The sequence below is a fragment of the Streptomyces sp. NPDC016845 genome (genome assembly GCF_044332585.1).
Lineage (GTDB): Bacteria > Actinomycetota > Actinomycetes > Streptomycetales > Streptomycetaceae > Streptomyces.
The window spans coordinates 604,763-622,742 of sequence record NZ_JBIRPI010000003.1 but is presented as its reverse complement, the minus strand read 5'-3'; the positions used below and the strand labels follow the sequence as shown (position 1 = coordinate 622,742).

General features: G+C 69.0%; 14 protein-coding genes. 9 read left to right on the top strand and 5 right to left on the bottom strand.

What is annotated here, in order from left to right; all coding sequences use genetic code 11:
• Positions 1-547: 547 nt before the first annotated feature.
• Positions 548-1,936 (bottom strand): cation:dicarboxylate symporter family transporter, encoded by a 1,389-nt coding sequence (locus ACH4RC_RS13185; RefSeq protein WP_398199124.1) that lies wholly within the window; start codon positions 1,934-1,936, stop codon positions 548-550.
• A gap of 171 nt (positions 1,937-2,107) precedes the next feature.
• Here ACH4RC_RS13185 and ACH4RC_RS13180 point away from each other — a divergent pair, with 171 nt between their 5' ends.
• Complete coding sequence (locus ACH4RC_RS13180) at positions 2,108-3,739, top strand: ATP-binding protein (protein ID WP_398199121.1); 1,632 nt, start codon at positions 2,108-2,110, stop codon at positions 3,737-3,739.
• On the top strand, positions 3,736-4,413 hold the full coding sequence (locus ACH4RC_RS13175; protein WP_398199119.1) for a response regulator: 678 nt from the start codon (positions 3,736-3,738) through the stop codon (positions 4,411-4,413). The genes ACH4RC_RS13180 and ACH4RC_RS13175 overlap by 4 nt, the downstream gene beginning before the upstream one ends.
• Here ACH4RC_RS13175 and ACH4RC_RS13170 read toward each other — a convergent pair whose 3' ends face one another.
• Positions 4,414-5,454 (bottom strand): YncE family protein, encoded by a 1,041-nt coding sequence (locus ACH4RC_RS13170; protein WP_398199116.1) that lies wholly within the window; start codon positions 5,452-5,454, stop codon positions 4,414-4,416. It lies immediately after the preceding gene.
• Between the two features lie 215 nt (positions 5,455-5,669).
• Between ACH4RC_RS13170 and ACH4RC_RS13165 the strand changes: the two genes are divergently transcribed.
• The 4 genes from ACH4RC_RS13165 (at position 5,670) to ACH4RC_RS13150 (ending at position 9,577) form a co-directional block, all read left to right on the top strand.
• Positions 5,670-7,037 carry an extracellular solute-binding protein gene (locus ACH4RC_RS13165; RefSeq protein ID WP_398199229.1) on the top strand — a complete coding sequence of 456 codons (1,368 nt, stop codon included), beginning with the start codon at positions 5,670-5,672 and terminating at the stop codon, positions 7,035-7,037.
• A gap of 121 nt (positions 7,038-7,158) precedes the next feature.
• The gene (locus ACH4RC_RS13160) at positions 7,159-7,965 is read left to right on the top strand and encodes a carbohydrate ABC transporter permease (RefSeq protein ID WP_398199227.1); all 807 of its coding nucleotides are present in this window, start codon (positions 7,159-7,161) and stop codon (positions 7,963-7,965) included.
• Positions 7,966-8,796, top strand: a complete 831-nt coding sequence (locus ACH4RC_RS13155; RefSeq protein WP_398199113.1) for a carbohydrate ABC transporter permease — start codon at positions 7,966-7,968, stop codon at positions 8,794-8,796.
• Between the two features lie 82 nt (positions 8,797-8,878).
• Positions 8,879-9,577 (top strand): helix-turn-helix domain-containing protein, encoded by a 699-nt coding sequence (locus ACH4RC_RS13150; RefSeq protein ID WP_398199111.1) that lies wholly within the window; start codon positions 8,879-8,881, stop codon positions 9,575-9,577.
• Positions 9,578-9,684: 107 nt separating this feature from the next.
• Here ACH4RC_RS13150 and ACH4RC_RS13145 read toward each other — a convergent pair whose 3' ends face one another.
• Positions 9,685-10,710 (bottom strand): 6-phosphofructokinase, encoded by a 1,026-nt coding sequence (locus tag ACH4RC_RS13145; RefSeq protein ID WP_398199109.1) that lies wholly within the window; start codon positions 10,708-10,710, stop codon positions 9,685-9,687.
• Between the two features lie 294 nt (positions 10,711-11,004).
• On the opposite strand from ACH4RC_RS13145, the gene pta reads away from it, so the two are divergent.
• The 3 genes from pta (at position 11,005) to pyk (ending at position 15,855) form a co-directional block, all read left to right on the top strand.
• Positions 11,005-13,092 (top strand): phosphate acetyltransferase, encoded by a 2,088-nt coding sequence (gene pta, locus ACH4RC_RS13140; RefSeq protein ID WP_398199106.1) that lies wholly within the window; start codon positions 11,005-11,007, stop codon positions 13,090-13,092.
• A 46-nt stretch (positions 13,093-13,138) separates the two neighbouring features.
• Positions 13,139-14,356 (top strand): acetate kinase, encoded by a 1,218-nt coding sequence (locus ACH4RC_RS13135; RefSeq protein WP_398199104.1) that lies wholly within the window; start codon positions 13,139-13,141, stop codon positions 14,354-14,356.
• 74 nt (positions 14,357-14,430) lie between these two features.
• Positions 14,431-15,855 carry a pyruvate kinase gene (pyk, locus tag ACH4RC_RS13130; protein WP_398199101.1) on the top strand — a complete coding sequence of 475 codons (1,425 nt, stop codon included), beginning with the start codon at positions 14,431-14,433 and terminating at the stop codon, positions 15,853-15,855.
• A gap of 110 nt (positions 15,856-15,965) precedes the next feature.
• On the opposite strand, the gene ACH4RC_RS13125 is transcribed toward pyk, so the two are convergent.
• On the bottom strand, positions 15,966-17,234 hold the full coding sequence (locus ACH4RC_RS13125; protein ID WP_398199098.1) for a hypothetical protein: 1,269 nt from the start codon (positions 17,232-17,234) through the stop codon (positions 15,966-15,968).
• A gap of 94 nt (positions 17,235-17,328) precedes the next feature.
• Entirely contained in the window at positions 17,329-17,889 is a 561-nt protein-coding gene (locus tag ACH4RC_RS13120; RefSeq protein WP_398199095.1) for a DUF6114 domain-containing protein, read from the bottom strand.
• Positions 17,890-17,980 lie beyond the last annotated feature (91 nt).

Genomic DNA, 17,980 nt, shown 5'->3' with positions numbered 1-17,980 from the left:
CTGGCGTTGACTTTTGGCACGCTGTTGAGTTCTCAAGGAACGGACGCTTCCTTTGTACTCACCCTCTCGGGCTTTCCTCCGGGCGCTTCCCTTCGATCTTGCGTTTCCGACTCTATCAGATCTTTCCGATCCGATTTCCTCGGGGCCTTGCTGGTACTTCTTGTTCCGCTTTCCGGCCTTTCGGCCTTCCTGCGGTGTCGACTCTATCAGATCCTTTCGGGCCCGATTTTCTGTCGACCGCCACCCGGCGTCAGCCGGATAGTTGGTGCAGTGTCATTCCGGCTGTTGGGCCGTTCCGACGTCCCAGACATTAGCTGATTCCCGCTCTCGTTCCCAATCGGGCCGAGTCGAATTGAATTCGGACACGCCGAAAGCAATCCCAGGGGGAGATCGTGCTGATGTGTGGGTGCCGCTTCGAGCGGCGGAAGTGTCGTCGCCGGAACCTGACGGCTCCGGGACAACTCGAAGGACCCTACGCCATCCGCCGTCGGTAGGACAAGCGGGGCCCGGCACAGATGTGCCGGGCCCCGCTTGTACTGGTCCTCGCTCAGGCCGTGACCGGCTCCTTCGCCCCGTCCGCGCGCGGCGACGGGGGCTCGGCGTCGATCTTGTCGTCCTCGGTCGTGTCGAGGAGTGTGCGCTCGTCGAAGGGCAGGTCGCCCGCCAGGACCCGCTGGACCCGGGCGCGGTCCACCTCGCCGGTCCAGGTGCCGATCAGCAACGTGGCCACCGCGTTGCCCGCGAAGTTCGTCAGGGCGCGGGCCTCGCTCATGAAGCGGTCGATGCCGATGATCAGGCCGACGCCGTCGACCAAGGCCGGCTTGTGCGACTGGAGGCCGCTGGCCAGGACCGCGATGCCCGAGCCCGAGACGCCTGCCGCGCCCTTCGAGGCGATCATCATGAAGAGGAGCAGGCCGATCTGCTGGCCGACGCTCATCGGCTGGTCCATGGCGTCGGCGATGAACAGGGACGCCATGGTCAGGTAGATCATCGTGCCGTCGAGGTTGAAGGAGTAGCCGGTCGGCACCGTGATGCCGACGACCGGGCGGCTCACGCCCAGGTGCTCCATCTTCGCGATCAGGCGGGGCAGCGCCGACTCGGAGGACGAGGTGGAGAGGATCAGGAGGAACTCTCGGCCCAGGTACTTGAGCAGAGCGAAGATGTTGAAGCCTGCCGCGAAGCGGAGGATCAGGGCCAGGACTATCCCTACGAACAGCGCGCAGGTCACGTAGAAGCCGATCATGATGGTGGCCAGGGCCTTCAGGGCGTCCACGCCCGTTTCGCCGATGACCGCCGCCATCGCGCCGAACGCGCCGACGGGGGCCGCCCACATGATCATGCCGAGGACGCGGAAGACCAGCTTCTGGATGTGCTCGACGCCGCGCAGGACCGGTTCGCCGGAGCGGCCCATGGCCTGGAGCGCGAAGCCGACGAGGAGGGCCACGAGGAGGGTCTGCAGGACCTCGCCCTCGGTGAACGCCGAGACGAGTGTGTGGGGGATGACGCCCAGGATGAAGTCGACCGGGCCTTCCGCCGCGTCCTTGGCCGCGGTGTGGCCGACCTCCTTCGTCGCCTCGGTCAGGTGCATGCCGTCGCCGGGGTGCAGGATGTTGCCGACCAGGAGGCCGATGGCCAGGGCCACCATCGACATGACGATGAAGTAGGCGAGGGCCAGGCCGCCTACCTTGCCGATGCTCGCGGCCTTTCGGACCGAACCCACGCCGAGCACGATCGTGCAGAAGATGATCGGCGAGATCATCATCTTGATCAGGTTCACGAAGCCCGTGCCGAGGGGCTTGAGCTCCTTGGCGAAGTCGGGCCAGATGAAGCCGACGGCGATGCCGAGCAGCACCGCGACGATCACGGCTATGTAGAGGTAGTGCGTGCGGTCCCGCTTTGCGGCGGGGGGCTTGGACGCGGGCACGGTCTGGGCCACGGTTCCTCCTGACGACGACGTCGGCGTACCGGAACGGTTGAGAAGGGTTCACGTACGCACAGGCCGTGCGGCTCACGGTCTGCGAATCCCGGTGACTATCTCCCAGGCCGTGAGGACCGTCACCCTTCCGTTCATTTAGTTCGCGCTTATACGACCGGGCACACTGGCCGCATGCGCCTCCCCCTTCCCCGTAGCCTGGCCGGCCAGCTCTTCGCGATGCAGGCCGTGCTCGTGGCGGTCGTCGTCGCGGGGTGCGCGCTGTTCACGTACGTCAGTGACCGGGGGCAGGCGCAGCGGGCCGCTCAGCGGCAGGCGACCGCGGCCGCCAGGGCTGTCGCCGACTCACCGTCCGTGCGAGCCGCCATCGAGGGGAGAGGTGATCCGTCCGTCCGGCTTCAGCCCTACGCCGATGACGTGCAGCGGCACACCGGGGTGGACTTCGTGACGATCATGGATCCGCACGGGATCCGGTGGACGCATCCCGATGAGACACAGATCGGGAGACGGTTTCTCGGGCATATCGGTCCGGCGTTGGAGGGGCGGACGTTTCCTGAGACGTACACGGGGACTCTCGGGCCCTCCGTGCGCGTGGTGACTCCGGTCTACGGGGCCCACCGGAAGGTCGTCGGGCTTGTCAGTGCCGGGATCACCATTGAGGAGATAACCGCGCAGGCTCGGGGGCAGGTGCTTGCCGTCACCAGTGTGGCGGGGGCCGCCCTTGTGCTCGGGGGTATCGGGACCTACTTCATCAATGCCCGGCTTCGACGGCATACGCATGGGATGAATGCCGGAGAGCTCAGTCGGATGCACGCGTATCACCAGGCCGCCCTGCATGCCGTTCGTGAAGGGCTTGTCATGCTGGACGGGCAGCGGCGGGTCGCTCTCATCAACGACGGGGCTCGTGAGCTGCTGGGGGTCGGGGAGGAGGCCGTCGGGCTCGGGGTCGCCGAGCTCGGGCTCCCCGCGCCGCTCACCGGGGCTCTGCTTGCCGCTGAGCCCCGGGTCGATGAGGTGCATCTGACCGCTGACCGTGTTGTGGTCGTCAATACGTCGCCGGTTGCGAGCGCGGAGCGGCGAGGGACCGTTGTCACCTTGCGCGATCACACTGAACTGCAGTCCGTGATGGGTGAGTTGGACTCCGAGAGGGGCTTCACGCAGGCTCTTCGGTCGCAGGCTCATGAAGCGGCCAATCGGCTGCACACCGTCGTTTCGCTGATCGAGCTGGGGCGGGCCGACGAGGCCGTTGACTTCGCCACCGCCGAGCTCGAGCTTGCTCAGGCGCTCACCGATCAGGTGGTGGGTGCTGTGAGTGAGCCGGTGCTTGCCGCGTTGCTGCTCGGTAAGGCCGCTCAGGCGAATGAGCGGGGCGTCGAACTGGTCGTGGCCGGTGACACGCGGATCGACGACGGGGTGCTGCCGCAGGCCCTCGCCGCTCGGGACCTCGTCACCGTGCTCGGCAATCTTGTCGACAACGCCGTCGATGCCGCTCAGGGGTCGTCGCGGGCCCGCGTCACTGTCACCGCTCGGGCTGCGGGCGATGTGTTGTTGTTGCGGGTCGCCGACAGTGGGCCGGGCGTCGATCCGGACCACTCCGACGCCGTGTTCGAGCGCGGCTGGTCCACCAAGCCGGCGGGGCCCGGTGGGCGCGGGCTCGGGCTCGCCCTCGTACGGCAGGCCGTGCGGCGCAACGGGGGGACGCTCGAGCTGGCACAGTCGGGGGAAGGGGGCGCCGCGTTCAGTGTGCGGCTGCCCCTGCATTCGAGCGCCGCGACCATTTCTCAGGACGGGACCACCACGCCATGACCGAATCGCGGATCAGTGTGCTCGTGGTCGAGGACGATCCTGTCGCCGCCGACGCGCACACGCTGTACGTCAATCGGGTGCCCGGGTTCGTCACCGTCGGCAAGGTGCACAGTGCGGCGGAAGCGCGACGGGCCCTGGAGCGGGCGCCGGTCGAGCTGATTCTGCTCGATCTGCATCTGCCCGACGGGCACGGGCTCTCGCTCGCTCGGTCCTTGCGGGCCGCCGGGCATCACGCGGATGTCATCGCGGTCACCTCGGCGCGTGATCTGGCCGTGGTGCGGGAGGGTGTGTCGCTGGGCGTCGTGCAGTACGTGCTGAAGCCTTTCACGTTCGCCACGTTGCGGGACCGGCTCGTCCGGTACGCCGAGTACCGGACGTCCAGCGGGGAGGCCACCGGGCAGGACGAGGTCGACCGGGCGCTCGCCAATCTGCGGTCGCCCGCGCCCGCCGCTCTGCCCAAGGGGCTCAGTGCGCCCACTCTCGAGCGGGTCACTCAGGCGTTGCGTGAGGTGGCGCCCGCGGGAATGACCGCCTCCGGTGCCGCCGAGGCCGTCGGGATCTCGCGCATCACCGCCCGGCGGTATCTGGAGCACCTGGTGGACTCGGGCCTGGCCGTACGCAGTCCGCAGTACGGGCAGGTCGGCCGGCCCGAGTTGATCTACACCTGGAAGTGATCAGCCGATACGGAAGCGGGTGAGCTGGTCCTCGCCCGTCGGGCCCGTGCCCGACTTGTCGACCACGTAGGCGGTGCCGTTCGCGATTTCCACGTGGTTGGGGTTGGCGCCCGTCGTGATCGTGCTGGTCACCGTCGCCTTGCGCGGGTCGACGACCGTCGCCGTCGCGTCCGTGCGGTTCACCGTGACGAGCTTGCCCGTACGGGCGTCGGTGGCCACCGAGAGCGGGCCCGCGCCCGTCGGTACGGACTTCGTGACCAGGCCCTTGTCCAGGTCGACGAAGGAGACCGTGCCGGCGGTGTTGTCGGCCGTGTACGCGGTGCGGCCGTCGGCGGAGAGGGCGACCGAGATGGGGCCGTCGCCGGTGGGGATCAGGCGCGGGGTCGTCGACTTGCGGTTCACCACGATGAGCTGGTCGTTGGTGAGGTCGGCGGCGTAGACCGCGCCGGTGCGCTCGTTGACGGCGATGCCGGTCGGGCCCGCGCCCTCGACGGTGACGCGCTTCTTCTCCTTGTACGTACGGCTGTCGAAGGCGACGAGGCTGCCGTCGCCGAAGCCGCTCGCCCACACGGTGTCGTGCTTCTCGTCGACGACTATCTCGCGGGCGTGGGCGACGTTCGGGAGGGTCGCGAGGTGCGCGCCGTTGCGCTGGCTGTAGACCGCGACGCTGTTGTTGCGGGTGTTGGTCACCCAGACGGTGTTGTGCTCGTCGTCCACCGCCACGCCGTAGACCGCCTCGACCGCGCCCGTGGCCTCGTCGGTGACCGGGGGCGTGTAGGTCGCGAGCACCTTGAGGGTCTTCGGGTCGACCTTGGTCAGCGCGGAGGTGGTCACCGGGGGGCGGCCCACGGCCGACGCGGTCCACAGGACGTGGTTCCGCTCCGAGTACGCCGACTGGTAGAGGCCTTTGGTGACCGGCGCGGAGACGGCGGCGGTCCCCGTGCCGGGGGCGGCGACGGCGGCGGGCGCCACCGAGGCGCCGGCGACGAGGGCCACGACGACTGCGGCGGAACGGCGGATCCTGGGCGTGATGCGAGGCATGGGGCGTCAATCTCCTTGAGAGGCGGGGGTGTTGCGTGACCGACCGAGAGCTAAGTTAGCTTAGCCTTACCTAACTTTCCAACCCGGCCCCCCGAACCACTCGCGCCTCAGGCGGTCCGGCGCACGCCCATTGACCTTGGTCCGAACCGGCCCTTACGTTTCCGGGCAGCCCCGCGCGGCAACGATGCCCGTGAGCTCCGTAGGAGGTCGTGCCTGTGCGCCCCACCGCTCCTCTCCTAGTCGCCACCACCCTGCTGGCCGCCGGAACGCTCACCGCCTGCGGCGGAGGCTCCGGCAGCGACGCGAACACGATCAAGGTCTCGTTCAAGCAGTCCACGGACAACCAGATCAAGGTCATGGACACCTACCTGGCCGCCATGAAGAAGCAGTTCGAGAAGGACCACCCGGGGAAGAAGGTCGAGCTCGTCCCGATCAAGGCCCCGGACTCCGAGTACTACACGAAGCTCCAGCAGATGCTGCGGTCGCCGAAGACCGCGCCCGACCTGGTCTACGAGGACACCTTCCTCATCAACTCGGACATCACCAGTGGGTATCTGAAGCCGCTCGACCAGTACCTCGACAAGTGGGCCGACTGGGACCAGTTCATCGACACCGCGAAGACCGCCGCCAAGGCCCAGGACGGGAAGACGTACGGCGTTCCGGACGGGACCGACACCCGCGGGCTCTGGTACGACAAGGCCATCCTCGCCAAGGCCGGCATCGCCACGCCCTGGCAGCCGAAGAACTGGGCCGAGGTCCTCGACGCCGCCCGCACCATCAAGGAGAAGGTGCCCGGCGCCATCCCGCTGAACGTCTACACCGGCAAGCCGAACGGTGAGGCCGCCACCATGCAGGGGTTCGAGATGCTCCTGTACGGGACCGGGGACGGCCGGGGCGATCCGCTCTACGACACCTCGGCCAACAAGTGGATCGCGGGCTCGAAAGCGTTCAAGGACAGCCTCCAGTTCGTCGAGACCGTCTTCAAGGAGAAGCTCGGGCCCGACGTCTCCGACGCGCTCGACCCGAACTGGGCGACCCGCGTGCGCGGCGAGATGCTGCCCAAGGGCAAGCTCGGCATCAACCTCGACGGCTCCTGGCTGCCGCAGGACTGGCTCGAGGGCAGCGGGCACGAATGGCCCGAGTGGTCGCAGAAGCTGGGGCTCGCCACCATGCCCACACAGAACGGGCAGGCTCCCGGCAAGGTCTCCATGTCCGGCGGCTGGACCTGGGCCGTGCCCAGCAAGGCGGCCAACCCCGACCTCGCCTTCGACTTCGTCAAGACGATGCAGACCAAGGCGAACGCCCAGCGCTGGTACATCGCCAACTCCGGCATCGCCGTCCGCAAGGACGTCGCCGCCGAACCGGCGTACGTGAAGGCGCAGCCCGGCATCAAGTTCTTCACCGACCTGGTCGCCACGACCCATTACCGGCCGGCGTACCCCGCGTACCCGAAGGTCTCCACGGCGATCCAGGAGGCCATGGAGTCGGTGACCACCGGGGACTCCTCGGTGGACAAGGCGGCGTCGGCGTACGACGAGGAGCTGAAGACCGCCGCCGACGGCAAGGTCGTCAACAAGCCCTGACTCGGTGAGTGCTGGAGAAGCCGATCCGGTGAGTGCTGGAGAACTGGAAGGGGTCCACCGTCACGTGATCCGTCGCCGCTCCGCCCTGCGCGCCCTGCCCGTCGCGCCGGCCACGATCATCATGGCCCTCTTCCTCGCGGGCCCGATCGCCTACTGCGCGTACATCGCCTTCACCGACCTCCAGCTCACCGGCCAGGCCACTTCGTCGTTCGTCGGGTTCGACAACTTCCGGGCCGCGTTCAAGGACGACGCGTTCCTGAACGCGGTGCGGCTCACGCTCGTCTTCACGTTCCTGTCGTCGATCGTCGGCCAGAACACGCTGGGGCTCGCGCTCGCCGGGCTCATGCAGCGCGCCTCGAAGCCGGTCCGTACGGTCACGGGGGCCGTGGTGATCACGGCGTGGGTGCTGCCGGAGGTCGTCGCGGGTTTCCTGCTCTACGCCTTCTTCCGGCGCGAGGGCACGCTCAACGCCATCCTCGACTGGCTTCATCTGCCCGGTCAGAACTGGCTGTTCACACTGCCGATCCTGGCGGTCTCCTTCGCCAACGTGTGGCGTGGCACCGCCTTCTCGATGCTCGTCTACTCGGCGGCGCTCTCCGAGATCCCCAAGGAGATCACGGAGGCCGCCGAGGTCGACGGCGCGAACGCGTGGCAGCGGCTGTGGCACGTCATCCTGCCGATGATCCGCCGCTCCATCGGCACGAACCTGATGCTCAACACCTTGCAGACGTTGTCCGTCTTCGGGCTGATCTGGGTCATGACCAGGGGCGGTCCGGGCAATCACAGTCAGACGCTGCCACTGTTCATGTACGAGCAGGCCTTCCAGAAGAGCATGATCGGCTACGGCACGGCCGTCGCGCTGCTGCTGCTCGTGGTCGGTTCCCTGTTCTCCCTGGTCTACATGCGCCTGTTGCGCTCGGAGGCATGAGTGACGCGCCGCCGCACCCGCCGCAACCGGCTCACCGCCGACGCGACGCTGTTCCTTGTCTCGGTCGCCTTCGCGCTCCCGCTGGTGTGGGTGGTGCTGTCCTCGCTGGACGCCGACGCCGATCTGAAGGTGAAGTTCCCGTCCCACGCCACCCTCGACAACTTCGACGCGGTTCTGAAGCCGGACATCACGTTCACGCCGTTGCTGAACAGCCTCATCCTGTGCGGTGGCGCGACCGCCCTGACGGTCGTCTGCGCTGCGCTCGCCGCCTATCCGCTCTCCCGCTACCGCTCGCGCCTGAACAACCCGTACCTGACGACCATCCTCTTCGCGACATGTCTGCCGATCACCGCGGTCATGGTCCCGGTCTACGCGCTGTTCGTCCAGGTCAATCTGATCGACACGATGGCGGGCACGATCTACTTCTTCACCGCGTCCCAACTCCCGTTCGCCATCTGGCTGATGAAGAACTACATGGACGGTGTACCGAAGGAGCTGGAGGAGGCGGCCTGGACGGACGGCGCGGGCACCTTCCAGTCGCTGGTGCGGATCGTGCTGCCGCTCATGGGGCCCGGTGTGGCCGTCGTCACCGTCTTCTGCTTCGCCATGATGTGGGGCAACTTCTTCGTCCCGTTCATGCTGCTGCTCTCCCCCGACCAGATGCCCGCCTCGGTCAGCATCAACGACTTCTTCGGCAACCGCGGCACCGTCGTCTACGGCCAGCTCGCGGCCTTCTCCGTCATCTACTCGACGCCCGTGATCCTGCTGTACGTGCTGGTCTCGCGCCGGTTCGGCGGGGGCTTCGCGCTTGGTGGTGCGGTCAAGGGGTGACGTGTTCGACGGCTGTACGTTCCTACGACATGTCACGCAAGTTGAACGCACCGTAGCCAAGCGGCCCGTTACCCCCTACTTTGTGCCCGTGCACACCGCCGCGGCGCATCAGCCGACCCCGCCGTTCAACGCCCCTGCCGCCCGTCGCCTGCGCGAGGCGCTCGGCATGGCGCCGGGCCATGTCGCCTACGGCATGCGCGCGTCCTACGGGCTCGCGCACATCACCCCGGAGACGATCATCGCCTGGGAGCGCGGCGAGGCGGCTCCCCTCGCCGGGGAGCTCACCGCGCTGGCCGGGGCGTTGTGGTGCTCCCCCGGTGAACTCATCGGCGCTCCGCGGACCCTGCGCGAACACCGGCTCTCGCTCGGGCTCGCCCCCGAGGACGTGGCGCGGCAGGTCAACGTCGACATCCACGCGTATCTCCGCATGGAGGAGACGGGTGAGTGGCGCGGCAACGACCGCCAGTCCAGCGCCCTCGCCACGACGCTACGACTCGCCCCGCGGGCCTTCGCGACGGTGACCGGCCGGGACGCCCACCTCGCGGACCTGCTGCGCAGCGCGGCCACCACGCGCTGGCAGGCGTACGTGCGTCCGCTCACGCGGCTCGTACCGGTCCAGCGCCGCGAGGCGGAGGACGTCCTGCACGAGATGCACCTGGAGTACCAGGCGCTGATGACATCGACACTGAGCTGGGGCGGGGGCGCGTCCGCGGAGTCGGGCGACGCGGGGAGGGACTTCCTGGAGCGAATCCTGGACGAGTTCTGGTCGAGGGTCCGGTAAGGCCCGGCCAGGGGCGCGGGGAGCTGCGCTCCCAGCCACTACGCACGCGCACCCGGCAACGAACCCGCACCCCGCAGACGCGGGTCCGCGCTAACACGCAGCCGCGCTCAGAAGACCGACTCCGCCTCGTCCATCCGGTCCTTGGGCACCGTCTTCAGCTCGGTGACCGCGTCGGCGAGCGGCACCATCGTGATGTCCGTGCCGCGCAGCGCGGTCATCTTGCCGAACTCCCCCCGGTGGGCGGCCTCCACCGCGTGCCAGCCGAACCGCGTGGCCAGCACCCGGTCGTACGCGGTCGGCGTACCACCGCGCTGGACGTGCCCGAGGATGACGGGCCGCGCCTCCTTGCCGAGCCGGGACTCGAGCTCGTACGCGAGAGCCGTGCCGATGCCCTGGAAGCGCTCGTGGCCGAACTGGTCGATCGCGCCCTTGCCGTAGTCCATCGTGCCCTCGGCGGGGTGCGCCCCCTCGGCGACGCAGATGACGGCGAACTTCTTGCCGCGGGCGAACCGCTCCTCGACCATCTTGACCAGGTCGGCCGGGTCGAAGGGCCGCTCGGGCAGGCAGATGCCGTGGGCGCCGCCGGCCATGCCGGACTCCAGGGCGATCCAGCCCGCGTGGCGGCCCATGACCTCGACGACCATGACGCGCTGGTGGGACTCGGCGGTCGTCTTCAGGCGGTCCATCGCCTCGGTGGCGACGCCGACGGCGGTGTCGAAGCCGAAGGTGCGGTCGGTGGAGGAGATGTCGTTGTCGATCGTCTTCGGGACGCCGACGACGGGCAGGCCCGCGTCGGAGAGCATCCGGGCCGCGGTGAGCGTGCCCTCGCCGCCGATCGGGATGAGGACGTCGAAGCCGCCCGCCTCGGCGAGCTGCTTGACGTCCTCGCAGGCCGCGCGGAACTTGTCGCGCTCCAGGCGGGACGAGCCGAGGATGGTGCCGCCGCGGGCGAGTATGCCGCTGACCGCGTTGAGGTCGAGGGGCCGGGCGCGGCCGTCGAGCAGGCCCGCGTAGCCGTCCTCGAAGCCGATCACCTCGTCGCCGTAGTGCGTGACGGCTCGGTGCACGACCGACCGGATCACTGCGTTCAGTCCAGGGCAGTCGCCGCCTGCGGTCAGAACTCCGATACGCATCGTGCTGTGTCTCCTGCTCGCTGCCGGTACGTGTGAGCCACTGCGATTCTTCCACGCTCCGCGAGGCGCTGCGTTCGCCCCCGCCGGGCGAGGCGCTTCGGCATGCTGTGCGGGGGTGTGGGAACCCTGCTGCGAGAGGGGACGTACGGGGCGTTGTACAGGGCTTTTGCCCGGCGGGCGACTTAGCCAGCGCCGGAGGTATTGTCAATAGGGCACAGCTTTCGATATGGCCATTTTTTTGGCCACGGCGGAATCGCCACGACGGAAACGTCACGACAGGAACGGAGAGCACGCGTGACGCGCAGCGTGTACGTGACCGGGATCGACCGGGGCGACGGCCGCCAGGTCGTCGAGCTGGGAGTCATGGAGCTCCTGACGCGCCAGGTCGACCGGGTGGGCGTCTTCCGCCCGCTCGTCCACGACGGCCCGGACCGCCTCTTCGACCTGCTGCGGGCCCGGTACCGGCTCTCCCAGGACCCGGCGACCGTGTTCGGCCTCGCCTACGAGGAGGCGGCCACGATCCAGGCCGAGCACGGCACCGACGAACTCCTCTCGCTCCTGGTCGACCGGTTCCACGTGGTCGCCCGGGACTACGACGTCGTCCTCGTGCTCGGTACGGACTACGCGGACACCCAGCTCCCCGACGAGCTGGCGCTCAACGCGCGCCTCGCGAACGAGTTCGGCGCCTCCGTGCTGCCCGTCGTCGGCGGCAAGAAGCAGACGGCCGAGTCGGTGTGCGCCGAGGTCCGCAACGCCTTCCGCGCCTATGACGGCCTGGGCTGCGACGTCCTCGCGATGATCGCCAACCGGGTCGCCGCCGAGGACCGGGACGCCATCCACGAGCAGCTCGCCGGCCACCTCCCGGTCGCCACCTACGTGCTGCCCGACGAGCCCGCGCTCTCCGCGCCGACCGTCGCCCAGATCACCCACGCCCTCGGCGGCACGGTCCTGCTGGGCGACGACTCGGGGCTCGCCCGTGACGCCCTGGACTTCGTCTTCGGCGGCGCCATGCTGCCGAACTTCCTCAACGCCCTGACCCCGGGCTGCATGGTCGTCACCCCCGGCGACCGCGCGGACCTCGTCGTCGGCTCACTCGCGGCGCACAGCGCCGGGACGCCGCCGATCGCGGGCGTCCTGCTCACCCTGAACGAGCGGCCCGGCGAGGAGATCCTCAAGCTCGCCGACCGGCTCGCGCCGGGCACCCCGGTCGTCGCGGTGAGCGGCGGCTCGTTCCCCACGGCCGGTGAACTGTTCGCCCTGGAAGGTAAGTTGAACGCGGCGACGCCCCGCAAGGCGGAGACCGCGCTCGGCCTCTTCGAGCGGTACGTCGACACGGCCGGGCTGCTCAGGACCATCCAGGCACCGTCCTCGGACCGCCTCACGCCGATGATGTTCGAGCACAAGCTCCTGGAGCGGGCCCGCTCGCAGCGGCGCCGGGTCGTCCTGCCCGAGGGCACCGAGGAGCGCGTGCTGCGCGCCGCCGACGTGCTGCTGCGCCGCGGCGTCTGCGACCTCACGCTGCTCGGCCCCGTCGAGCAGATCCGCAAGAAGGCCGCCGACCTGGGCATCGACCTCGCGGACACCGAGATCGTCGACCCGCAGACCTCCGAGCTGCGGGACCGGTTCGCCGCCGCGTACGCGGAGCTGCGCGCCCACAAGGGTGTCACCGTCGAGCTGGCCCACGACGTGGTCGCGGACGTGAACTACTTCGGCACGCTCATGGTCCAGGAGGGACTGGCCGACGGCATGGTCTCGGGCTCCGTGCACTCCACGGCCGCCACCATCCGGCCCGCCTTCGAGATCATCAAGACCAAGCCGGAGGCCGCGATCGTCTCCTCGGTCTTCTTCATGTGCCTGGCCGACAAGGTCCTCGTCTACGGCGACTGCGCCGTGAACCCGGACCCGAACGCCCAGCAGCTCGCGGACATCGCCATGCAGTCCGCGGTGACCGCCGCGCAGTTCGGGGTCGACCCGCGGATCGCGATGCTGTCGTACTCCACGGGCACCTCCGGCTCCGGCGCCGACGTCGACAAGGTCCGCGAGGCCACCGAGCTGGTCCGCGAGCGCCGCAGCGACCTCAAGATCGAGGGGCCGATCCAGTACGACGCCGCCGTGGAGCCGTCCGTGGCCGCCACCAAGCTGCCCGGATCGGAGGTCGCGGGGCAGGCCAGCGTGCTGATCTTCCCGGACCTGAACACCGGCAACAACACGTACAAGGCGGTGCAGCGCTCGGCCGGCGCGATCGCCGTCGGCCCCGTCCTCCAGGGGCTGCGCAAGCCGGTCAACGACCTGTCGCGGGGCGCGCTCGTGCAGGACATCGTGAACACGGTGGCCATCACGGCGATCCAGTCCCAGTCCCAGTCCCAGACGCCGACCGGCTGACCCACCCGTTACCTCAGACGCACCCGACGAAAAGGCATTCTCATCCGTGACTGCGACCCGAGTCCTCGTCCTCAACTCCGGCTCCTCGTCGGTGAAGTACCAGCTGCTCGACATGGGCGACGGCGCCAAGCTCGCCGCCGGTCTCGTCGAGCGGATCGGTGAGGAGACCTCGCGCCTCAAGCACACTCCGCTGACCGGCGGAGGCGGTGAGGCGCGGGAGCGGGAGCAGCGCATCGCCGACCACGAGGAGGCGCTCAAGGCCGTCGCCGACGAACTGGCCCAGGACGGGCTCGGCCTCGACTCCCCCGACCTGGCCGCGATCGGCCACCGCGTGGTCCACGGCGGGCTGTTCTTCTCCAGGCCGACCGTGATCGACGACGCCGTGCTCAAGGAGGTGGAGCGGCTCATCCCGGTGGCGCCGCTGCACAACCCGGCGAACCTCACGGGTATCCGTACGGCGATGGCGCTCCGCCCCGACCTGCCGCAGGTCGCCGTCTTCGACACCGCGTTCCACACGACGATGCCGGAGTCCGCGGCGCGCTACGCGATCGACGTGAAGACCGCCGACGAGCACCGGGTGCGCCGCTACGGCTTCCACGGCACCTCGCACGCGTACGTCTCGCGCAAGACGGCCGAGCTGCTCGGCAAGGAGCCCGAGGACGTCAACGTCATCGTTCTGCACCTGGGCAACGGCGCCTCGGCGTCGGCGGTCCGCGGCGGGGTGTGCGTGGACACGTCGATGGGGCTCACGCCGCTCGAAGGTCTGGTGATGGGGACGCGTTCGGGCGACGTGGACCCGGCCGTCATCTTCCATCTGATGCGGGTGGGCAACATGTCCGCGGACGCGATCGACGACCTTCTCAACAAGAAGAGCGGCCTGGTCGGCCTGTGCGGCGACAACGACATGCGGGAGATCCGGCGCCGTGTCGACGCGGGCGACGAGGAGGCGAAGCTCGCCTTCGACATCTACATCCACCGCCTGAAGAAGTACATCGGGGCCTACTACGCGGTGCTCGGGCGGGTGGACGCGATCGCGTTCACCGCCGGGGTCGGTGAGAATGCGGCACCGGTGCGGGAGGCTGCGGTCGCGGGCCTGGAGGAGCTGGGCCTCGCGGTCGACGGCGAGCTCAATTCCGTACGTTCCGACGAGGCGCGGGTCATCTCGCCCGAGTACGCCCGGGTCACGGTGGCCGTGGTGCCGACCGACGAGGAACTGGAGATCGCGCAGCAGACCTACGCACTGGTCGCGCCGGGCAACGACTGAGCGCACACCCGCCCATTTGTAGATTCCACCAGACGGAATATTCCGTAGCGAAACAAACCGATAGGATCGCCCCCATGCGCCGTTCCAAAATCGTCTGCACGCTGGGCCCAGCCGTCGACTCCGAAGAGCAGCTCGTCTCGCTGATCGAAGCCGGTATGAACGTGGCCCGCTTCAACTTCAGCCACGGCACGCACGCCGAGCACCAGGGTCGTTACGACCGGGTGCGCGCCGCTGCCACGAAGACCGGCCGCGCCGTGGGCGTCCTCGCCGACCTCCAGGGCCCGAAGATCCGTCTGGAGACCTTCGCCGAGGGCCCCGTCGAGCTGGTGCGCGGTGACGAGTTCACCATCACCACCGAGGACGTGCCCGGTGACAAGTCGATCTGCGGCACCACCTACAAGGGGCTGCCCGGCGACGTCTCCAAGGGCGACCAGGTCCTGATCAACGACGGCAACGTCGAACTGCGCGTCGTCGAGGTCGAGGGCCCGCGCGTGAAGACGATCGTCGTCGAGGGCGGCGTCATCTCCGACCACAAGGGCATCAACCTGCCCGGCGCGGCGGTCAACGTGCCGGCCCTGTCCGAGAAGGACATCGAGGACCTGCGCTTCGCCCTCAAGATGGGCTGCGACATGGTCGCCCTGTCCTTCGTGCGCGACGCCGCCGACGTCAAGGACGTCCACAAGGTGATGGACGAGGAGGGCCGCCGGGTCCCCGTCATCGCCAAGGTGGAGAAGCCGCAGGCCGTCGCCAACATGGAGGGCGTCGTCGCGGCGTTCGACGCCGTGATGGTGGCCCGTGGTGACCTCGCCGTCGAGTACCCGCTCGAGAAGGTCCCGATGGTGCAGAAGCGCCTCGTGGAGATGTGCCGCCGCAACGCCAAGCCGGTGATCGTCGCGACCCAGATGATGGAGTCGATGATCACGAACTCGCGCCCCACGCGCGCGGAGGCGTCCGACGTCGCCAACGCGATCCTCGACGGCGCCGACGCGGTCATGCTCTCCGCCGAGTCGTCCGTGGGCGCGTACCCGATCGAGACCGTCAAGACGATGTCGAAGATCGTCAAGGCGGCCGAGGAGGAGCTGCTCGCCAAGGGCCTGCAGCCGCTCGTGCCCGGCAAGAAGCCGCGCACCCAGGGCGGTGCCGTGGCCCGCGCCGCCGCCGAGATCGCCGACTTCCTGGGCGGCAAGGCGCTGGTCGCCTTCACCCAGTCCGGCGACACGGCCCGCCGTCTGTCCCGCTACCGCGCGGCCCAGCCGATCCTGGCCTTCACCACGGACGAGAACACCCGCAACCAGCTCTCGCTGAGCTGGGGCGTCGAGTCGTACGTCGTCCCGCACGTGGACACCACCGACGCCATGGTCGAGCTGGTCGACACCGAGATGGTGAAGCTGAACCGCTTCAACGACGGCGACACCGTCGTCATCACCGCCGGTTCGCCCCCCGGCGTCCCCGGCACGACGAACATGGTGCGGGTGCACCACCTGGGCGGCCGCGACTGACCCGCGACGCCGGCTGACGGAACACGCACCGAGGGCGCCTCCTGTACGAGACAGGGGGCGCCCTCGGTGTTGTGCGGCTCCCGGAACGGGTCTTTGGGGTGGTACGCCGGTCAGTCGTCCTCGATGGAGATCGTCAGACCGGGGATGTGCAGGTTCCCGCCGAACTGCGCGGCCTGCGTGACCTTCACATTGGTGAAGTACAGGATCGGCAGGTTGATCGGCGGCGGGTTGTCGGCGTTGAACGTCGCGGGGAGCAGCCCGAGCAGGTTGCCCGACAACTCCTCGGTGTACATCGTCGTCGTCCCACCCCGGATGGTCGACGTCGAGCCCTTGTCCGAGCGGATGTGGGAGGACTTGCCGCCGGAGCCCGGAGCGATCTGATGCAGGTCCCCGATGTCCGTACCGTTCGAGATGACGTACTTCATGACGCGCTTGACGGTGCCGTCGGCCATCCGGACGTTGACGATGCCCTGATAGTCCGCGCCCTTGAGCAGCAGCGAGCTGGCCTCCAGCCGCCACGGCTTGTCCGGCAGCGGGACCGGGGTGGTCTCGTCGGCGCCCTCGGCGTCGGTGGCGACCGGGCAGTCCTCGGGGATGCCGGTGGCGCTGGCGCTCGGGGAGGGGGTCGGGGTCGCCGACTCCGCCGCTTCCTCGGCCTTCTCCGTGGCGTCCTCGGTGTCCTTGACCGCGTCGCCGGCCTTGTCGGTGACCTCGCCCGTGGCGTCCTTGGCGGTGTCGCCGACACCGTCGACGGTGTCCTTGACGGCGGAGCCGAGGTCGTCGGATTCCTTGGAGTCCTTGGTGTCCTTGGACGGGGATTGCGAGGTCGACGCCGACGGGGACGGAGTCGGGCTCGCCGTCTCCTTGTCCTTCGGCGTGAAGATGTCCTTGAGCGCGTCACCGAGACCCAGGGGGTCGAGCGGGTTCTTGGTCTCGGAGGCCGAGGGCGAGGGGGACGGCGTGGCGGTGTCCTGAGCCGCCTTGCTGTCCTGGCTGTCCTGGCTGTCCTCGGTCCCCGTGGTGCTCTTGTCGGTGCTCTGCTTCTCGGCGGTGGGGGTGGGCGTGGGCTCGGCCTGATCCGTGCCCGCGCTCTTGGTTCCCTCGCTCTTGGTGCTGTCCTTGTCGGCGTCCTTCCCCGTGGACGCCGAGGCGGACGGCGACGGGGTCGCTGACGCGCCCGGCTTGTCGTCCTTCTCGGTGGCGGACGTGCCGTCCTTGGCGTCGCGCTCCGCCTGTACGGCGTCGGCGCATGCCTTGTAGTCGTCCACCGAGAACTTGGTGGGGTTGTCCTTGGCCGACGCCAGCGTGGGCGTCAGCCCCATCCCCATCAGTACGGCCGTGGGCATGGCCGCGATGGCGATCGCCTTGCCCGCGGGCATGTGCAGCCTGTTGAAAAGATGCTTCCTCGGTGCTGCATGCCGCGGCCCGGTTCTCGCACGGGACTCCCCCGCGGAGTCCTCGTGGTGCACCTCGTCAGCCGGCACGGTGCCTCCCGTTCGTCCCGTCGTCCGGGCTCGTTCCTGACTCGTCGTGGTGTGCGCCCGCGACGCGGTAGGTGGCGCCCATGACGGGCGGCACGGCGTCGGTGTCGGCGGGCCCGGCATCGTCGGCTTCCGCCGCCGGCACCTGCTCCTGCGGCTTGGCCGGCGCCCAGGAGACGCCCAGGGCGCCGCCTACCAGGGCCAGCAGGAAGCCGATGACGAATCCGCCGAAGTTGGACACGACAATGGAGACGAGGGCGAGCAGGATCGCCGCGACACCCGCGAAGACGCGGGACTGGTACTGGAACCACATCGTGAGGCCGAGCACGACGAGCAGGACACCGATGATCAGCGACCCGGCACCGGCCGTGGTGGCCATCCGGATCGTCATCGAGCCGAGCGTCAGGTTCGCGTACGGGAAGTACATGATCGGAATGCCACCGAGCGCGGTCAACAGGCCTGCCCAGAAGGGGCGTTGGCCGCGCCAAGTGCGGAACGTCCGGCGTGCGTGGCCGAACCTGTCGCCCGTTCCTGCTTGCGCTTCGGCGCTCATGTCGTACTCCTCAGGACTGGCGTTTTGTTCGGTGGTGATGTGTGCGGATGCGGGCACGGGGACCCCGGCCGAACGATGCAGGCCATGCCCC

Coding starts and splice junctions, on each gene's coding strand:
- ACH4RC_RS13175 (WP_398199119.1), top strand. CDS start 3,736: ATGACCGAATCGCGGATCAGTGTGCTCGTGGTCGAGGACGATCCTGTC.
- ACH4RC_RS13125 (WP_398199098.1), bottom strand. CDS start 17,234: ATGCCCGCGGGCAAGGCGATCGCCATCGCGGCCATGCCCACGGCCGTA.
- ACH4RC_RS13145 (WP_398199109.1), bottom strand. CDS start 10,710: ATGCGTATCGGAGTTCTGACCGCAGGCGGCGACTGCCCTGGACTGAAC.
- pyk (WP_398199101.1), top strand. CDS start 14,431: ATGCGCCGTTCCAAAATCGTCTGCACGCTGGGCCCAGCCGTCGACTCC.
- ACH4RC_RS13120 (WP_398199095.1), bottom strand. CDS start 17,889: ATGAGCGCCGAAGCGCAAGCAGGAACGGGCGACAGGTTCGGCCACGCA.
- ACH4RC_RS13160 (WP_398199227.1), top strand. CDS start 7,159: ATGGCCCTCTTCCTCGCGGGCCCGATCGCCTACTGCGCGTACATCGCC.
- ACH4RC_RS13170 (WP_398199116.1), bottom strand. CDS start 5,454: ATGCCTCGCATCACGCCCAGGATCCGCCGTTCCGCCGCAGTCGTCGTG.
- ACH4RC_RS13180 (WP_398199121.1), top strand. CDS start 2,108: ATGCGCCTCCCCCTTCCCCGTAGCCTGGCCGGCCAGCTCTTCGCGATG.